General features: G+C 61.0%; 12 protein-coding genes and 4 tRNA genes. 2 read left to right on the forward strand and 14 right to left on the reverse strand.

Annotation, left to right across the window (positions count from 1 at the left end):
- Positions 1-66: 66 nt before the first annotated feature.
- Positions 67-711 carry a 3-isopropylmalate dehydratase small subunit gene (gene leuD, locus AACY31_RS18130; protein ID WP_339483467.1) on the reverse strand — a complete coding sequence of 215 codons (645 nt, stop codon included), beginning with the start codon at positions 709-711 and terminating at the stop codon, positions 67-69.
- Positions 712-722: 11 nt separating this feature from the next.
- Positions 723-2,141 (reverse strand): 3-isopropylmalate dehydratase large subunit, encoded by a 1,419-nt coding sequence (leuC, locus tag AACY31_RS18135; protein ID WP_339483468.1) that lies wholly within the window; start codon positions 2,139-2,141, stop codon positions 723-725.
- A 156-nt stretch (positions 2,142-2,297) separates the two neighbouring features.
- Here leuC and AACY31_RS18140 point away from each other — a divergent pair, with 156 nt between their 5' ends.
- Positions 2,298-3,188 (forward strand): LysR family transcriptional regulator, encoded by an 891-nt coding sequence (locus AACY31_RS18140; protein WP_339483469.1) that lies wholly within the window; start codon positions 2,298-2,300, stop codon positions 3,186-3,188.
- A 69-nt stretch (positions 3,189-3,257) separates the two neighbouring features.
- Positions 3,258-6,536 (forward strand): EAL domain-containing protein, encoded by a 3,279-nt coding sequence (locus tag AACY31_RS18145; protein WP_339492897.1) that lies wholly within the window; start codon positions 3,258-3,260, stop codon positions 6,534-6,536.
- A gap of 4 nt (positions 6,537-6,540) precedes the next feature.
- On the opposite strand, the gene AACY31_RS18150 is transcribed toward AACY31_RS18145, so the two are convergent.
- From AACY31_RS18150 to uvrB, 12 genes are all read right to left on the reverse strand, one after another.
- Complete coding sequence (locus tag AACY31_RS18150; protein ID WP_339483473.1) at positions 6,541-6,699, reverse strand: hypothetical protein; 159 nt, start codon at positions 6,697-6,699, stop codon at positions 6,541-6,543.
- A 191-nt stretch (positions 6,700-6,890) separates the two neighbouring features.
- A complete protein-coding gene (locus AACY31_RS18155) occupies positions 6,891-7,340 on the reverse strand; it encodes an Hsp20 family protein (protein WP_339483474.1) in 450 nt (149 codons plus the stop codon).
- Positions 7,341-7,457: 117 nt separating this feature from the next.
- Positions 7,458-8,417, reverse strand: a complete 960-nt coding sequence (locus AACY31_RS18160; protein ID WP_339483475.1) for a tRNA dihydrouridine synthase — start codon at positions 8,415-8,417, stop codon at positions 7,458-7,460.
- Positions 8,418-8,659: 242 nt separating this feature from the next.
- On the reverse strand, positions 8,660-9,109 hold the full coding sequence (locus AACY31_RS18165) for an acyl-CoA thioesterase (RefSeq protein ID WP_339483476.1): 450 nt from the start codon (positions 9,107-9,109) through the stop codon (positions 8,660-8,662).
- 81 nt (positions 9,110-9,190) lie between these two features.
- The gene (locus AACY31_RS18170; protein WP_339482493.1) at positions 9,191-10,024 is read right to left on the reverse strand and encodes an alpha/beta fold hydrolase; all 834 of its coding nucleotides are present in this window, start codon (positions 10,022-10,024) and stop codon (positions 9,191-9,193) included.
- A 28-nt stretch (positions 10,025-10,052) separates the two neighbouring features.
- On the reverse strand, positions 10,053-10,592 hold the full coding sequence (locus tag AACY31_RS18175) for a TetR/AcrR family transcriptional regulator (protein WP_339482495.1): 540 nt from the start codon (positions 10,590-10,592) through the stop codon (positions 10,053-10,055).
- Positions 10,593-10,772: 180 nt separating this feature from the next.
- Positions 10,773-10,848: transfer RNA gene (locus AACY31_RS18180), tRNA-Glu, on the reverse strand.
- A gap of 75 nt (positions 10,849-10,923) precedes the next feature.
- Positions 10,924-10,999: transfer RNA gene (locus tag AACY31_RS18185), tRNA-Ala, on the reverse strand.
- Positions 11,000-11,052: 53 nt separating this feature from the next.
- Positions 11,053-11,128: transfer RNA gene (locus AACY31_RS18190), tRNA-Glu, on the reverse strand.
- 79 nt (positions 11,129-11,207) lie between these two features.
- Positions 11,208-11,283: transfer RNA gene (locus tag AACY31_RS18195), tRNA-Ala, on the reverse strand.
- Between the two features lie 248 nt (positions 11,284-11,531).
- Positions 11,532-13,013, reverse strand: a complete 1,482-nt coding sequence (gene gltX, locus AACY31_RS18200) for a glutamate--tRNA ligase (RefSeq protein ID WP_339482497.1) — start codon at positions 13,011-13,013, stop codon at positions 11,532-11,534.
- A gap of 230 nt (positions 13,014-13,243) precedes the next feature.
- On the reverse strand, positions 13,244-15,259 hold the full coding sequence (gene uvrB / locus AACY31_RS18205; protein WP_339492898.1) for an excinuclease ABC subunit UvrB: 2,016 nt from the start codon (positions 15,257-15,259) through the stop codon (positions 13,244-13,246).
- Positions 15,260-15,323 lie beyond the last annotated feature (64 nt).

The raw sequence follows: 15,323 nt of genomic DNA on the forward strand, positions 1-15,323 counted from the left end.
GTGTAGCCTTGTGGTGTCAGTACTGCTCGCGAGAGGTCAGCACTGACTACATCAATTTCAGATCAATCAAACATCGCGGAACAACCAAGGCTGGCTCGCCCGGTGCTTGGCCTCGAACGCGGCAATTGCCTCGCCGTCCTGCAAAGTGAGGCCGATATCGTCCAGGCCATTGAGCAGGCAATGCTTGCGGAACGCGTCGATCTCGAAACCCAGCACCTTGCCGTCGGGACGGGTCACGGTCTGGGCGGCCAGGTCGATCTGCAATTGGTAGCCGGGGTTGGCCTCGACCTGCTGAAACAGCTCATCCACGTCAGCATCGCTGAGGATGATCGGCAGCAAGCCGTTCTTGAAGCTGTTGTTGAAGAAGATGTCGGCATAGCTCGGCGCGATGATGCTGCGCAAACCGTACTCTTCCAGGGCCCACGGCGCGTGCTCGCGGCTCGAGCCGCAGCCGAAGTTCTCGCGGGCCAGCAACACGCTGGCGCCTTGGTAACGCTCGGCGTTGAGCACGAAATCCTTGTTCAACGGCCGCTTGGAGTTGTCCTGGTACGGCTGGCCGACATCCAGGTAGCGCCACTCGTCGAACAGGTTCGGGCCGAAGCCAGTGCGCTTGATGGACTTCAAGAACTGCTTGGGGATGATCTGGTCGGTGTCGACGTTGGCACGATCCAAAGGCGCGACAAGACCAGTGTGCTGGGTAAAAGCTTTCATGCTGCGCTCCTTCAGATCAATTCGCGGACGTCGACGAAACGGCCGTTGACAGCGGCCGCCGCCGCCATGGCCGGGCTCACCAGGTGCGTACGGCCACCGGCGCCCTGACGGCCTTCGAAGTTACGGTTGGAGGTGGAGGCGCAATGCTCGCCCGACTCCAAACGGTCCGGGTTCATCGCCAGGCACATCGAGCACCCCGGCTCACGCCATTCGAAACCGGCTTCGAGGAAAATCTTGTCCAGCCCTTCCGCTTCAGCCTGGGCCTTCACCAGGCCCGAGCCCGGCACCACGATGGCCTGCTTGATGGTCGAAGCCACCTTGCGCCCCTTGGCGATCACCGCCGCGGCGCGCAGGTCTTCGATCCGCGAGTTGGTGCAAGAGCCGATGAACACACGGTCGAGCTGAATGTCGGTGATCGCCTGGTTGGCGCTCAAGCCCATGTATTTCAAGGCACGGACGATGGAGTCCCGCTTGACCAGGTCCATTTCCTTGGCCGGATCCGGTACGTTCTGGTCCACCGCCAACACCATCTCAGGCGAAGTGCCCCAGCTGACCTGTGGCTTTATCTGCGCTGCATCGAGCTCGACCACGGTATCGAACTTGGCATCGGCATCGGAGACCAGGTCTTTCCAGGCCTCGACCGCCATGTCCCATTCAGCACCCTTTGGCGAGAACGGACGGCCCTTGACGTATTCCACGGTTTTTTCATCGGCAGCCACCAGGCCAACGCGGGCACCGGCCTCGATGGACATGTTGCAGATGGTCATGCGGCCTTCGACGGACAAGTCGCGGATCGCGCTGCCGGCGAACTCGATGGCATGGCCGTTACCGCCAGCGGTGCCGATCTTGCCGATTACCGCCAGGACGATGTCCTTGGCGGTCACGCCGAACGGCAACTCGCCCTCGACGCGCACCAGCATGTTTTTCATTTTCTTGGCGACCAGGCACTGCGTGGCGAGCACATGCTCCACCTCGGAGGTGCCGATGCCATGGGCCAGGGCGCCGAAAGCACCGTGGGTCGAGGTGTGCGAATCGCCGCAGACCACGGTCATGCCAGGCAAGGTCGCACCCTGCTCCGGGCCGATGACGTGGACGATGCCTTGGCGCACGTCATTCATCTTGAATTCGACGATGCCGTATTCGTCACAGTTATCATCGAGGGTCTGGACCTGCAAGCGCGAGACCTGGTCGGCAATGGCTTCGATGCCGCCCTTGCGCTCCGGGGTGGTCGGTACGTTGTGGTCCGGGGTCGCGATGTTGGCATCGATGCGCCAAGGCTTGCGCCCGGACAGGCGCAGGCCTTCGAAGGCTTGCGGCGAAGTCACCTCGTGGATGATGTGGCGATCGATGTAGATCAGCGCCGAGCCATCGTCGCGCTGCTTGACCAAATGCGAATCCCAGAGCTTGTCGTAGAGCGTTTTGCCGGCCATCGGACGGTTCCTCATCAGCTTGTTTCTATGCCCCGGGCCTTGAACGAATCAATAACCCCTTGGCTTGTGAGGCTGATCCTATGGGGTTACATTAAATAACTCAAATTCATATTTTTCATACTTTGCATAACCAACTGGAATTCGACCGGAACCGCCATGGACCTCGCCAACCTCAATGCCTTTATAGCCATCGCCGAGACGGGCAGTTTCTCCGGCGCCGGCGAACACCTGCACCTGACCCAGCCGGCCATCAGCAAGCGCATTGCCGGCCTCGAACAACAGCTCAAGGTGCGCCTGTTCGACCGCCTCGGCCGAGAAGTAGGCCTGACCGAGGCCGGCCGGGCCCTGTTGCCACGGGCCTATCAGATCCTCAACGTGCTGGACGACACCCGTCGGGCCCTGACCAATCTGACCGGCGAAGTGACTGGGCGCCTGACGCTCGCCACCAGCCACCACATAGGCCTGCACCGCCTGCCACCGCTATTGCGCGAATTCACCCGGCGCTACCCCCAGGTGGCGCTGGATATCCAGTTCCTGGATTCGGAAGTGGCCTACGAAGAAATTCTTCATGGCCGAGCGGAACTGGCCGTCATCACCCTCGCCCCCGAACCCCACACGCTGGTACGGGCCACACCGGTGTGGGACGACCCCTTGGATTTCGTGGTCGCCCCGGAACACGCATTGCTGGAAAACGGCGCGGTCAGCCTGGCAGACATTGCCTTGCATCCGGCGGTTTTCCCGGGGGGCAACACGTTTACCCATCACATCGTGCAACGACTGTTCGAAGCCCAGGGTCTGACGCCGAACATCGCCATGAGCACCAACTACCTGGAAACCATAAAAATGATGGTCTCCATCGGCCTGGCCTGGAGCGTCTTGCCGCGCACCATGCTCGACGAACAGGTGGCACGTATTCCTTTGCCGGGCATACAACTCAGTCGCCAACTAGGCTATATCTTGCACACCGAACGGACGCTGTCGAACGCCGCACGGGCTTTCATGGCCTTACTGGACGCACAAATCGATTTGCCAGGGACAAAGGCATAGGTTGTGCCCCACCTGTAGGGCCCGAATGCTTGTGCTTTATGCCAAAACCCGCTCAAGGCTCGCTAGATAATGCCCAAACCCGCTGACCACCTTCCGCCCTTGCCGCGCATTCAGGCGCTCGACCCGAAACGGTCCGAGCAGAGCTGGGACAGCGCGCCGCAGTTGCTGGCCGCCCTGAACGGTGCGCGACTGGGGGCCTGGTCGTGGGACATCGACAGCGGACAGATCAGTTGGTCCCGCGGCACCCAGGCCCTGTTCGGCTTCGATCCGCGCCAGCCATTGCCCGCGGATGTGGACTATCTGGACCTGCTACTGCCCGAAGACCGGGCCCGGGCCGTGCGCGCCTTTCACGCCGCAGTGGCCGGGGCGCCTCTGGAACAGGCGATGCACCACCGCATCGTCTGGCCCGACGGCAGCCTGCACTGGCTGGAGATCAGCGGCAGCGTGCTACCCGACAAGCACGGTCGTCCGCGCATGATCGGGGTGATCCGTGAAATCACCCATCAGCGCGAGCGGGAACAGGCGCTGAGCAGCTCGGAAAAACGTTTTGCCACGCTGTTCCACCTGAGCCCGAACATGGTACTGCTGACCCGCCAGGAAGACGGGATGATCAGCGAGGCCAACCAGTATTTCGAAAGCCTGTTCGGCTGGCCACGGCACGATGTGATCGGCCGGACCACCCAGGAACTGGGCTTGTGGGTCGATCCCGGGCAACGGACAAAACTGCTGGAAGTCCTCAAGGCCAGCGGCGAACTGGCGAGCATGGAGGTGGAACTGCGGACCAGCAACGGCCAGATCCACAGCGGCCTGCTCAGCGCGCAGAAAGTCGAGCTGGAGGGCCAACCCTACCTGTTGAGCACCTTCCTCGACACCACAGAGCGCAAACTCTCCGAACAGGCCCTCAAGGACAGCCAGGAGCGCCTGGACCTGGCCCTCGACTCAGCGCAACTGGGCACCTGGGACTGGCACATTCCCAGCGGCATGCTCTACGGCTCTGCCCGGGCCGCGCAGCTCCATGGCCTGGAACCCAAGCCGTTCCACGAATCGTTCGATGCGTTTTTCGAAGGCGTCCCCACTGAAGAACGCAACAACATGCGCAACGCCTATCGCAGCCTGCGCGAGGGCCCGGCGGGCAACTATCAGTTGACCTACCGCGTGCAACTGCCGGACGGCAGCTCGCGCTACCTGGAAAGCCGCGCCCGCCTCTACCGCAACGACGACGGCAGCCCATTGCGCATGGCTGGCACCTTGCTCGACATCACCGACCAGGTGGAGCGTGAGCAGAGCCTGGCCGCCTCGGAAGAAAAATTCGCCACGCTGTTCCAGGTCAGCCCCGACCCCATCTGCGTCACTCACCAGGACAGCGGACGGTTCCTTGAGATCAATTCCAGCTTCACCCAGACCTTCGGTTGGACCGCCAGCGACGTGATCGGCCTCGACGCCGACGAAATCGGCCTCTGGGACGCCTCCGGCAGCAGCCTGCAACGCATCGAACGAGTGATCCGCGAACAATCGCTGAACAATGTCGCCATCGTCGCCCACCATAAGAACGGCCAGTCAATGACCTGTGTGATTTCCAGCCGGCAAATCAACGTCGGCAACCAGCCCTGCATCGTCACGACCTTGCGGGACATCACACAACAACAACGCTCAGAAGCCGCCCTCAAAGCCAGCGAAGAGAAATTCGCCAAGGCGTTTCATTCCAGCCCCGACGCCATCACCATCACCGAGTTCGAAAGCGGTCGCTACCTGGAAGTCAACGACGGTTTCTGCCGGTTGACCGGCTACCGCGCCGACGAAGTGATTGGGCGTACGGTCTACGAAGTGGGGATCTGGGCCGAAGAAAAACAGCGCGCCGCGCTGCTGGCCGAACTGCAACTCAAGGGCCGCGTAGTCCACCAGGAAATGCTTGGGCGCAATAAACTCGGGGATATCCTCACCGTGGAAGTGTCGGTCGAGCCCATCACCCTCAATGAAACCGCGTGCCTTCTGCTGACCGCCCGGGACGTGAGCCTGCTGCGCAATGCCGAAGCTCAGATTCGCCACCTGGCCTACCACGACCCATTGACCAACCTGCCCAACCGGGCCTTGCTGATGGACCGGCTGAGCCAGCAGATCGCCCTGCTCAAACGCCACAACCTGCGCGGCGCCCTGCTGTTTCTCGACCTGGACCACTTCAAGCACATCAACGACTCCCTCGGTCACCCGGTGGGCGACACCGTACTGAAGATCATCACCGCGCGCCTGGAAGCCAGCGTGCGCCTGGAAGACACCGTCGCACGACTGGGCGGCGATGAGTTCGTGGTGCTGCTCAGCGGCCTGGAAGGCTCGCGTAGCGATGTCAGCAAGCAAGTGCAGACCCTGGCCAACACCCTGCGCGAACTGCTCTCGGAACCGATGTTTCTCGATGGCCAGCGCCTGCAGGTCACGCCGAGCATCGGTATGGCGCTGATTCCCGACCACGGTTCCACGCCCACCGATTTGCTCAAGCGCGCCGACATTGCGCTGTACCGCGCCAAGGACTCAGGGCGCAACACCTCGCAGATGTTCCACACCATCATGCAAAAAGCCGCCAGCGAACGGCTGCGCATGGAGACCGACCTGCGCCTTGCCCTGGCCCGTGGCGAGTTCAGCGTGCATTTCCAGCCTCAGGTCGATGCCCGGGACAACCGCATCATCGGCGCCGAAGCCCTGGTGCGCTGGCATCATCCGGACCTGGGCGCCCAATCGCCCAATGAATTCATCAAAGTGCTGGAAGACAGTGGCCTGATCCTGGAAGTCGGGACCTGGATCCTCGATGAAGCCTGCGCCGGCTTCAAGCAACTGATCGCCAAGGGCAAGATCGATCCCCAGCAATTCAGCCTCTGCGTGAACATCAGCCCACGGCAATTCCGCCAGAGCGACTTTGTCGAACGCATCGAAAATAGCCTCGTCACTCACGACCTGCCCTTCGCCCTGCTGAAACTGGAAATCACCGAAGGTATCGTGATCCAGAACCTGGACGACACCATCGCCAAGATGCGCCGGCTCAAGAAGCTGGGGGTGAGCTTTGCCATGGATGATTTCGGCACCGGTTATTCGTCGCTGACCTACCTCAAGCGCCTGCCGGTGGACACACTGAAAATCGACCAGTCATTCGTGCACGACGCCACCACCGACCCCAACGACGCCGAAATCATCCGCGCCATCATCGCCATGGCCCGCAGCCTCAACCTGATCACGATTGCCGAAGGGGTGGAGACCCCAGAGCAATTGCAATTCCTGCAAGGGCTCGATTGCCATCTGTACCAGGGTTATTTGCATAGCCGACCACTGCCGCTGGAGGCGTTTGAGCGGTTGTTGCGCTGATGGATTAAAGCAACTGTTCACGCGTGGTGATGCCCCAGCCGCCTTCGACATCGACATGCTTGAGGTCGAAACAATAGGTAGGCGCGGTGTAATCAGCATTGGGATTAAGGGCGACCAATGGCGCAGAACGCGCATATAGCCAGCGCTGTTCCATCTCATCCATGAAGAAAGCTCCAGGACCGGTGAGAGTATGGAGAGGTGCCAGTTTTTTCTCGGCGGGGATTGTAAAAAGCCGAGTAAGTAACGGCAAACACGGTAGCAGTGCCCCAAGCCTCAAAGAAAAGGCCCCGACATGTCGGGGCCTTCATTCACCGGCCTATCGTCCATTCAGACAATAGTGTTTCTGCACGTAAATCAATTCTGCAGCGCCGGCTGCTGCGCACCGTTGATCGGGATGCGCTTGGCTTTCGCCTCTTCCGGGATCACCCGCAGCAGGTCGATGCTCAACAGACCGTTGCTCAGGCCGGCGGACTTGATCTCGATATGATCCGCCAACCGAAAAGACAGCTTGAACGCACGCTGGGCGATGCCCTGGTGCAGGTAGGTGACGCTGTCGTTGTGGGCTTCACGTTTGCCGCCACTGATGGTCAGCACACCTTTTTCCACTTGCAGGTCCAGGTCTTCTTCCTGGAACCCGGCGGCGGCGACCACGATGCGGTACTCGTCATCACCCTGTTTTTCCACGTTGTAGGGTGGATAGCTGCTGCCCGGCTCGTTGCGCAGGGCGGTTTCGAACAAGTCGTTGAAGCGATCGAAACCTACCGAAGAACGGAACAGGGGGGCCAACGAAAATGCAGTACTCATGATTCAAATCTCCTGAAAAAGTCAGCAAGCTTTTTTGTCTCCGCGACCCGAATTCGGCATCGCGTAACCCCTATCTAGGGGCCGCCAAAAACTTTTCAAGCGTTTTTTTGATTTTTTTCAGGCCGCTTCGGTGCGCTGCACACCCAGCAAATGGCCCACCGCGTCCAGGTCGGTTTCCCGGCGCAAGGCGGTAAACAGCGCCACCGCTTCGGGGTAATTGCGAGTCAGCATCGCCAGCCACTGCTTCAAACGGCCTGGGGCCTGGCGCGGTGTCAGTTGCTCAACCACTTGCACCCAAAAGTCGTGGAGCATCGGCTGCAGCTCGGCCCAGGACAGCTCGACCACGTCCTCACCGGACCGGGCCGCGGCGATCTGTCGGGCCAAATCAGGGCGGGAAACAAGACCGCGACCGAGCATGATGTCTTCGACACCGCTAATTTCGCGGCAACGGCGCCAATCTTCCACGCTCCAGATATCGCCATTGGCGAACACCGGCACCTTGACCACTTCCTGCACCCGGGGGATCCACTCCCAGTGGGCCGGAGGCTTGTAGCCATCGACCTTGGTCCGCGCGTGCACCACGATGTGCGCTGCCCCGCCTTCGGCCAGCGCAGTGGCACACACCAGCGCGCCGTCCGGGCTGTCGAAACCCAGGCGCATCTTGGCGGTGACCGGGATGTGTTTTGGCACCGCACGACGCACGTGCTCAACGATTTCATTGAGCAGTTCCGGCTCCTTGAGCAACACCGCCCCGCCCCGGGATTTATTCACGGTCTTGGCCGGGCAACCGAAGTTCAAGTCGATAACCTCCGAGCCCAACTCGCACGCCAACGCCGCGTTTTCCGCCAGGCACACCGGATCGGAACCGAGCAACTGCACCCGCAACGGCACGCCGGCAGCCGTCTGGGCACCGGTCAGCAGCTCAGGGGCGAGCTTGTGGAAATAGGCCGGCGTGAGCAGACGGTCGTTGACACGGATGAACTCGGTGACACACCAGTCGATACCGCCAACACGGGTCAGGACATCCCGTAGGATGTTGTCGACCAACCCCTCCATGGGCGCCAGGGCAATTTGCATGGAAACACGCACTCAAACGAAAAAACGTGCGGCAGTTTACCGGATTTTGCCCACCTATCCGGCATTCACCACAAATCCCTTGTGGGAGGGTTAGCTCGCGAATGCGGTGGGTCCGCTTGCCGAGAGGTTGAATGTACCGCCGCCTTCGCGAGCAAGCCCGCTCCCACAGGGGTTATCGATCGTTCGAAAATCCTGTGCTCGCCACAAATTCCTTGGGGGAACCTGCTCGCGATAACGGAGGGTCAGTCGATGAGGACGCCGGATGGCTTCAACGCAGGACCATAACCCTCAATGAATTCCGCCGGCATGCGCTTGGGCCTGCCAGTGGACAATTCGATGCAGACGAAGGTGGTCTGGGCTCGCAGCAGCGTGATGCTGTCGCTGGGACGAATCAGCTGGAAATGCCGAGTCATCTTCAACCGCTGGTCCCAGTCGACAATCCAGGTCGCCAATTGCAGCTCATCGCCTTCATAGGCGGCTGCCAGGTAATCGATTTCATGCCGCACCACTGCCATGGCCCGGTCCAGGCGCCGATACTCCACCAGATCCAGGCCCAAGCGCTGGGAATGGCGCCACGCGCAGCGCTCGAGCCAGTTGACGTACACCGCGTTATTGGCGTGGCCCAGCCCGTCGATGTCCTCGGCATTTACCTGAAGATCAATAATGAACGGTGTTGCGCGATCCCAGCCCATGCCCCTCTCCTGGTTGAATTTGGATCGGGGCAGTGTAACGGATCCGAGCTCGACCGCCATCGCGGCCCCTCCCCCCACAGCTCAAGCCGATTGCCGCGCTTGCAGGCTTCTTCCGGCCAGCAGTGATAACACCCCATCAATGACCCGTGGATCGGCCAGCACCCGCTGATGCCCACCCTGTGGCAGTCGCAGCAAACGACTGTCGAACCAGGCTTCATGGATCAACTGCGACTCCCTGACTGAAACCGACGTGTCGTCCTCGGCATGGACGATCAACCCCGGCACGTCCAGTTGGTAATGCGCGACGTCCATCTTCGAGGCGGGCATGCCCACATCGCTTTCCACCTGGCGAATGAACGCCGAACGCGCCCTGGGTGGCAGCCCCATCATCCGGGCGAAACCACGCAGCACCCCAAGAATGCGGGCGGGCGCGGCGATGCTGACCAGCGTTTCGGTCCGCAATCCCAACTGGACAGCCAACAGGGCACTGGCGCCGCCCATGGAATGCCCGATCACAGCCTGCAACGGCGGCAGCTCCGCCGCGGCTTCGAGCATGGCCCTGGCAAACAACAGGACATTGGCCTCGCGACCCGGTGAACGACCATGGGCCGGACCGTCCAGCGCCACCACCGTGTAACCGGCGTCCACCAGGGCCGTGATCAGCGCCGCGAACTGAGTCGACCGCCCTTCCCAGCCATGCATCAGCAAGACTGCCGGACCTTTGCCCCAGCGCAAAGCCGAGAGACCGAAGCGCAAGGTGATACGCTCGGACGAGGCCAGCAACGGCAACTCCCAATCCCGCGGCGGCAAGTTCCGCGGGCGCATGAACATCGAACGCATCTGTTTGGCCACCAGGCGCGGAGCCACCCAACCCAGCGTGCCATTGACGCTACGAATCCAGCTCAACCTGTTCATCGCTCATCTCCAGGGCTTGCGCCTTAGCTCATCGCACCGCCGACTTGGCGGCGCGCAGCAAACGATCCGATAACTCTCCAGGACCCAGCGCCCGTGCCAGGGCCAAGCCGCCTACCATTAAGGCGATATCGGCCAGGGCCTTGTCGGCGTCCTCCGGGCTGGCCGCCAATTGCGCGGCCATCAACTCGACATGCTCATTGAGCACCTCACGAAATGCATCCGGCAGCCGGCCGAGCTCGCCGACCGACGCCGGGATCGGGCAGGCGTGCTCGGTGGAATCACGGTGCTTGCGTGACAGATAGAACGCCGCCACCAGAGCGCGCCGCTCTTCGCCTGTCAGCTCGCCGTCCATGTCAGCGATCAGGCCGCGGCGCCGATTGAGCAATTGCTTGAATGCCTCCAGCATCAAGGCATCCTTGCTTTCGAAATGAGCATAAAAACCACCCACCGTCAGCCCGGCCGCGCCCATCATCTCGCCCACGCTCGGCTCAGCCGGCCCACGCTGGATCAGCGCGTCGCTGGCGGCCTTGAGAATGCGTTCACGGGTTTGTGCCTTTTTATCGCTCATCGTCGCCTCAGAATATTACGATTGAAATATTATCCATGTAATAATTTTCCGCAAGCGGAAATTTTGACCGCTGGTCAGAAGTCTTTTTCAAGGATAAGGGAATTGGCCGAACGCCAGACAAACAAAAGGGCCATTCAAGAATTGAATGACCCTTATAAAATCCCGCAGAGCGGGTAATCGTGGCGTCCCCTAGGGGACTCGAACCCCTGTTACCGCCGTGAAAGGGCGGTGTCCTAGGCCACTAGACGAAGGGGACACAAACCTTCTAACTTGATCAGCGCTGAGAACTGATCGATTCAAAGCCGGTGTGGCCAGACCTTGAACCTGTAATTGGTGGAGCTAGACGGGATCGAACCGTCGACCTCTTGCATGCCATGCAAGCGCTCTCCCAGCTGAGCTATAGCCCCAGATTTTTCGCCTCGCGGCGGAGCGATATCGTGCAACATCGCTTCTGTAAAACTGGCGTCCCCTAGGGGACTCGAACCCCTGTTACCGCCGTGAAAGGGCGGTGTCCTAGGCCACTAGACGAAGGGGACGCAAACCCTTCTATACAACCGATCAACGCTGAGTGTTGATCGCTTCAAGACCGGTGTGGCCAGGCCTTGAAGTGTAAATTGGTGGAGCTAGACGGGATCGAACCGTCGACCTCTTGCATGCCATGCAAGCGCTCTCCCAGCTGAGCTATAGCCCCTCATCGCTGAGGACGGGGCGAATCTTAAGGGCGTATCGGAGGGCTGTCAAATTTATTTTCAACAAATTTGAAAATTTTTTGCCGGGATAACAATCACTTACCACCTTCCCCAATAAAAACTGGGGCCTCGCCTGTTTCGTAGGAGCTGTCGAGCGAAGCGAGGCTGCGATCTTTTGATCTTTCGCTTGAGATTCAATTAGCTAGGAAAAGATCACAACCTCGTTGCACTCCACAGCTCCTACAGGCCATCAAGCGATCGCGTCCAGCAGCTTTTCCCACTCCTTGTGTTCCTTCTTCGACACACCACCGAGCAGATCGATGGCCTGGCGCAGGCGGAAACGGGTCAGGTCCGGTCCGAGGATTTCCATCGCATCGAGCACCGACACCGAGCTGGTCTGGCCGGTAATGGCGGCAAACATCAGCGGCATGGCATCGCGCAGTTTCAACGCCTGCGACTCGACCACGCCCTGGATGGTCGCGGTGATGCTGTCCTTCTCCCACTGACGCAGGCTTTCGAGCTTCCACAGGATCAGTTGCATCAACTGGCGCACCTGGTCGCCGGAGAGCTTCTTGGATTCAAACAGCTTCGCATCCGGCGTCACGCCACCGGCGAAGAAGAAGCCGGCCAGCGGGGCGATCTGGCTGAAGGTCTCTACCCTGCCCTGCACATGGGGAGCGATCTTCATCATGTACTCAGGGTTCAATGCCCACTTCTGCACACGAGCGGCGAACTCTTCCACCGGCAGGTCCCGTAGCCACTGCCCGTTGAGCCACGACAGCTTCTCAACGTCGAAGATCGGCCCGCCCAAGGACACGCGCGACAAATCGAAATGCTCGACCATTTCCTGTAGCGAGAACTTCTCGCGCTCGTCCGGCATAGACCAGCCCATGCGCCCCAGGTAGTTGAGCATTGCCTCGGGCATGAAGCCCATGCGCTCGTAGAACGTCACCGAGGTCGGGTTCTTGCGCTTGGACAGCTTGCTCTTGTCCGGGTTACGCAGCAGCGGCATGTAGCACAGCTGTGGTTGCTCCCAGCCGAAGTATTCGTAGAGCAGGATCAGTTTCGGCGCCGACGGCAGCCATTCTTCACCGCGCAGGACATGGGTGATGCCCATCAGGTGATCGTCGACCACGTTCGCCAGGAAGTACGTCGGCAGGCCGTCGGTCTTCATCAGCACTTGCATGTCCATGCGATCCCACGGGATCTCGACATCGCCACGCAGCATGTCCGGCACCACGCAGACGCCTTCGGTTGGGACCTTCATGCGGATCACATGGGGCTCACCGGCCGCCAGGCGACGGGCGACTTCGTCCTTGGACAGCAGCAGCGCACGGCCGTCGTAGCGCGGGGTTTCGCCACGGGCCATTTGCTCGGCGCGCATCTGGTCCAGCTCTTCGGCGGTGCAGAAACACGGGAACGCATACCCCATGTCCACCAATTGCTGGCAATACTGCTTGTAGATGTCGCCACGCTCGCTCTGGCGGTACGGACCGTGGGGGCCGCCGACGTCCGGACCTTCGCTCCAGTCGATCCCCAGCCAGCGCAGGGCGTCGAAGATCTGCTGTTCGGACTCGCGGGTCGAACGCAACTGGTCGGTATCCTCGATCCGCAGGATGAACTCGCCGCCATGCTGCTTGGCAAAGCAATAGTTGAACAAAGCGATGTAGGCGGTGCCGACATGGGGATCGCCAGTGGGCGAAGGCGCGATGCGGGTGCGGACGGTGGTCATGGCATGTCTCGGAAAGAATATAAAAGCGAAGATCGAACAGGGGGCGAATGGTAACAGGCGATGGCGGGCGGGCTCCAGTGAGAGCGGGATTTGTGTAGCCGGTCGTCAGACCGAGTCGCCCCCATCGCGAGCCGGCTCGCTCCCACAGGAGACCGCGTGCAGCCAGAACGACGCGGTCAACTGTGGGAGCAGGCTTGCTCGCGAAGAGGCCTTTGAAGCCACTTCAATACTCAAACGGTCAGCAAGCGCTCACGCAACTTGCCAATCTCATCGCGCAATTGCGCCGCTGCCTCGAACTCCAGGTCCCGAGCCAACTGGTACATTTTCTCTTCCAACTGCCGGATGCGCTTGGTGATTTCGCTCGGCGAGCGCAGTTCGGTCTCGTAGCGGGCGCTCTCTTCGGCCGCCTTGGCCATGCCTTTGCGCTTCTTGCTGCGCGAGCCGGGCACAGTGGCGCCTTCCATGATGTCGGCGACGTCCTTGAACACGCCCTTGGGGGTGATGCCGTTGGCTAGATTGAAGGCTATCTGCTTGTCGCGACGGCGTTCAGTCTCGCCGATGGCCCGCTCCATGGAGCCGGTGATGCGGTCGGCATACAGAATCGCCCGACCATTGAGGTTACGTGCCGCGCGACCGATGGTCTGGATCAACGAGCGTTCGGAACGCAGGAAACCTTCCTTGTCGGCGTCGAGAATCGCCACCAACGACACTTCCGGCATGTCCAGGCCTTCGCGCAGCAGGTTGATGCCCACCAGCACATCGAAGGTGCCCAGGCGCAGGTCGCGGATGATCTCGACCCGCTCCACCGTGTCGATGTCCGAGTGCAGGTAGCGCACCCGCACGCCATGGTCGGCCAGGTAGTCGGTGAGGTCCTCGGCCATGCGCTTGGTCAGCGTGGTGACCAGCACCCGCTCCTCCACCGCCACGCGCTTGGAGATTTCCGAGAGCAGGTCATCGACCTGGGTCAACGCCGGCCGCACCTCGACTTGCGGGTCCACCAGCCCGGTCGGCCGCACCACTTGCTCAACCACCCGCCCGGCATGTTCGGCCTCGTAGTTGCCGGGTGTGGCGGAGACAAAAATCGTCTGCGGGCTCACGCTTTCCCATTCGTCGAAGCGCATCGGCCGGTTGTCCAGCGCCGAGGGCAGGCGGAAACCGTATTCCACCAGGGTTTCCTTGCGCGAACGGTCGCCTTTGTACATGGCGCCGACCTGGGGCACGCTGACGTGGGACTCGTCGATGACCAGCAAGGCGTCGGCCGGCAGGTAGTCATACAAGGTGGGCGGCGCCGCGCCCGCTGGACGGCCCGACAGGTAGCGCGAGTAGTTTTCGATGCCGTTGCAGTAGCCCAGCTCCAGGATCATCTCCAGGTCGAACCGGGTCCGTTGTTCCAGACGCTGGGCTTCCACCAGTTTGTTGTTCGAACGCAGGTACTCCAGGCGTTCCTGCAACTCGACCTTGATCCCCTCGATGGCGTCCAGCAGGGTTTCCCGGGGCGTCACGTAGTGGCTCTTGGGGTAGAACGTGAAACGTGGCAACTTGCGGATCACTTCACCGGTCAGCGGGTCGAACGCCGAGAGGCTCTCCACCTCATCGTCGAACAGCTCGATGCGGATCGCTTCCAGGTCCGATTCCGCCGGATAGATGTCGATCACATCGCCACGCACCCGGAACGTCGCCCGGGCGAAATCCATGTCGTTGCGGGTGTATTGCAAGTCCGCCAGGCGCCTGAGCAAGGCACGCTGGTCGAGCTTGTCGCCGCGGTCCACGTGCAGCACCATCTTCAGGTAGGTTTCCGGGCTGCCCAGACCGTAGATGCACGACACAGTGGTGACGATAATCGCGTCCTTGCGCTCGAGTAACGCCTTGGTCGCCGACAGTCGCATCTGTTCGATGTGGTCGTTGATCGAGGCATCCTTCTCGATGAAGGTGTCCGACGATGGCACGTACGCCTCGGGCTGATAGTAGTCGTAGTAGGAAACGAAGTACTCCACGGCGTTATTCGGGAAAAACGCCTTGAACTCACCGTACAACTGGGCCGCCAGGGTCTTGTTCGGCGCCAGTACCAGGGTCGGGCGTTGAATCTGAGCGATCACGTTGGCGATGCTGAAGGTCTTGCCCGAGCCGGTCACACCGAGCAGCGTTTGGTGCGCCAGCCCGGCCTCGATGCCCTCGACCATCAGGCGGATGGCTTCTGGCTGATCGCCGGCGGGCTGGAAGCGGGTGACTAGCTGGAATTCAGACATGACATAACCTCTGGATTCACCCCTGTCGGCCAGCCGACAGGAACGAGAAAGACCGAAACGACTG

It is taken from the genome of Pseudomonas sp. RL_105y_Pfl2_101 (assembly GCF_963970585.1).
Taxonomy (GTDB): domain Bacteria; phylum Pseudomonadota; class Gammaproteobacteria; order Pseudomonadales; family Pseudomonadaceae; genus Aquipseudomonas.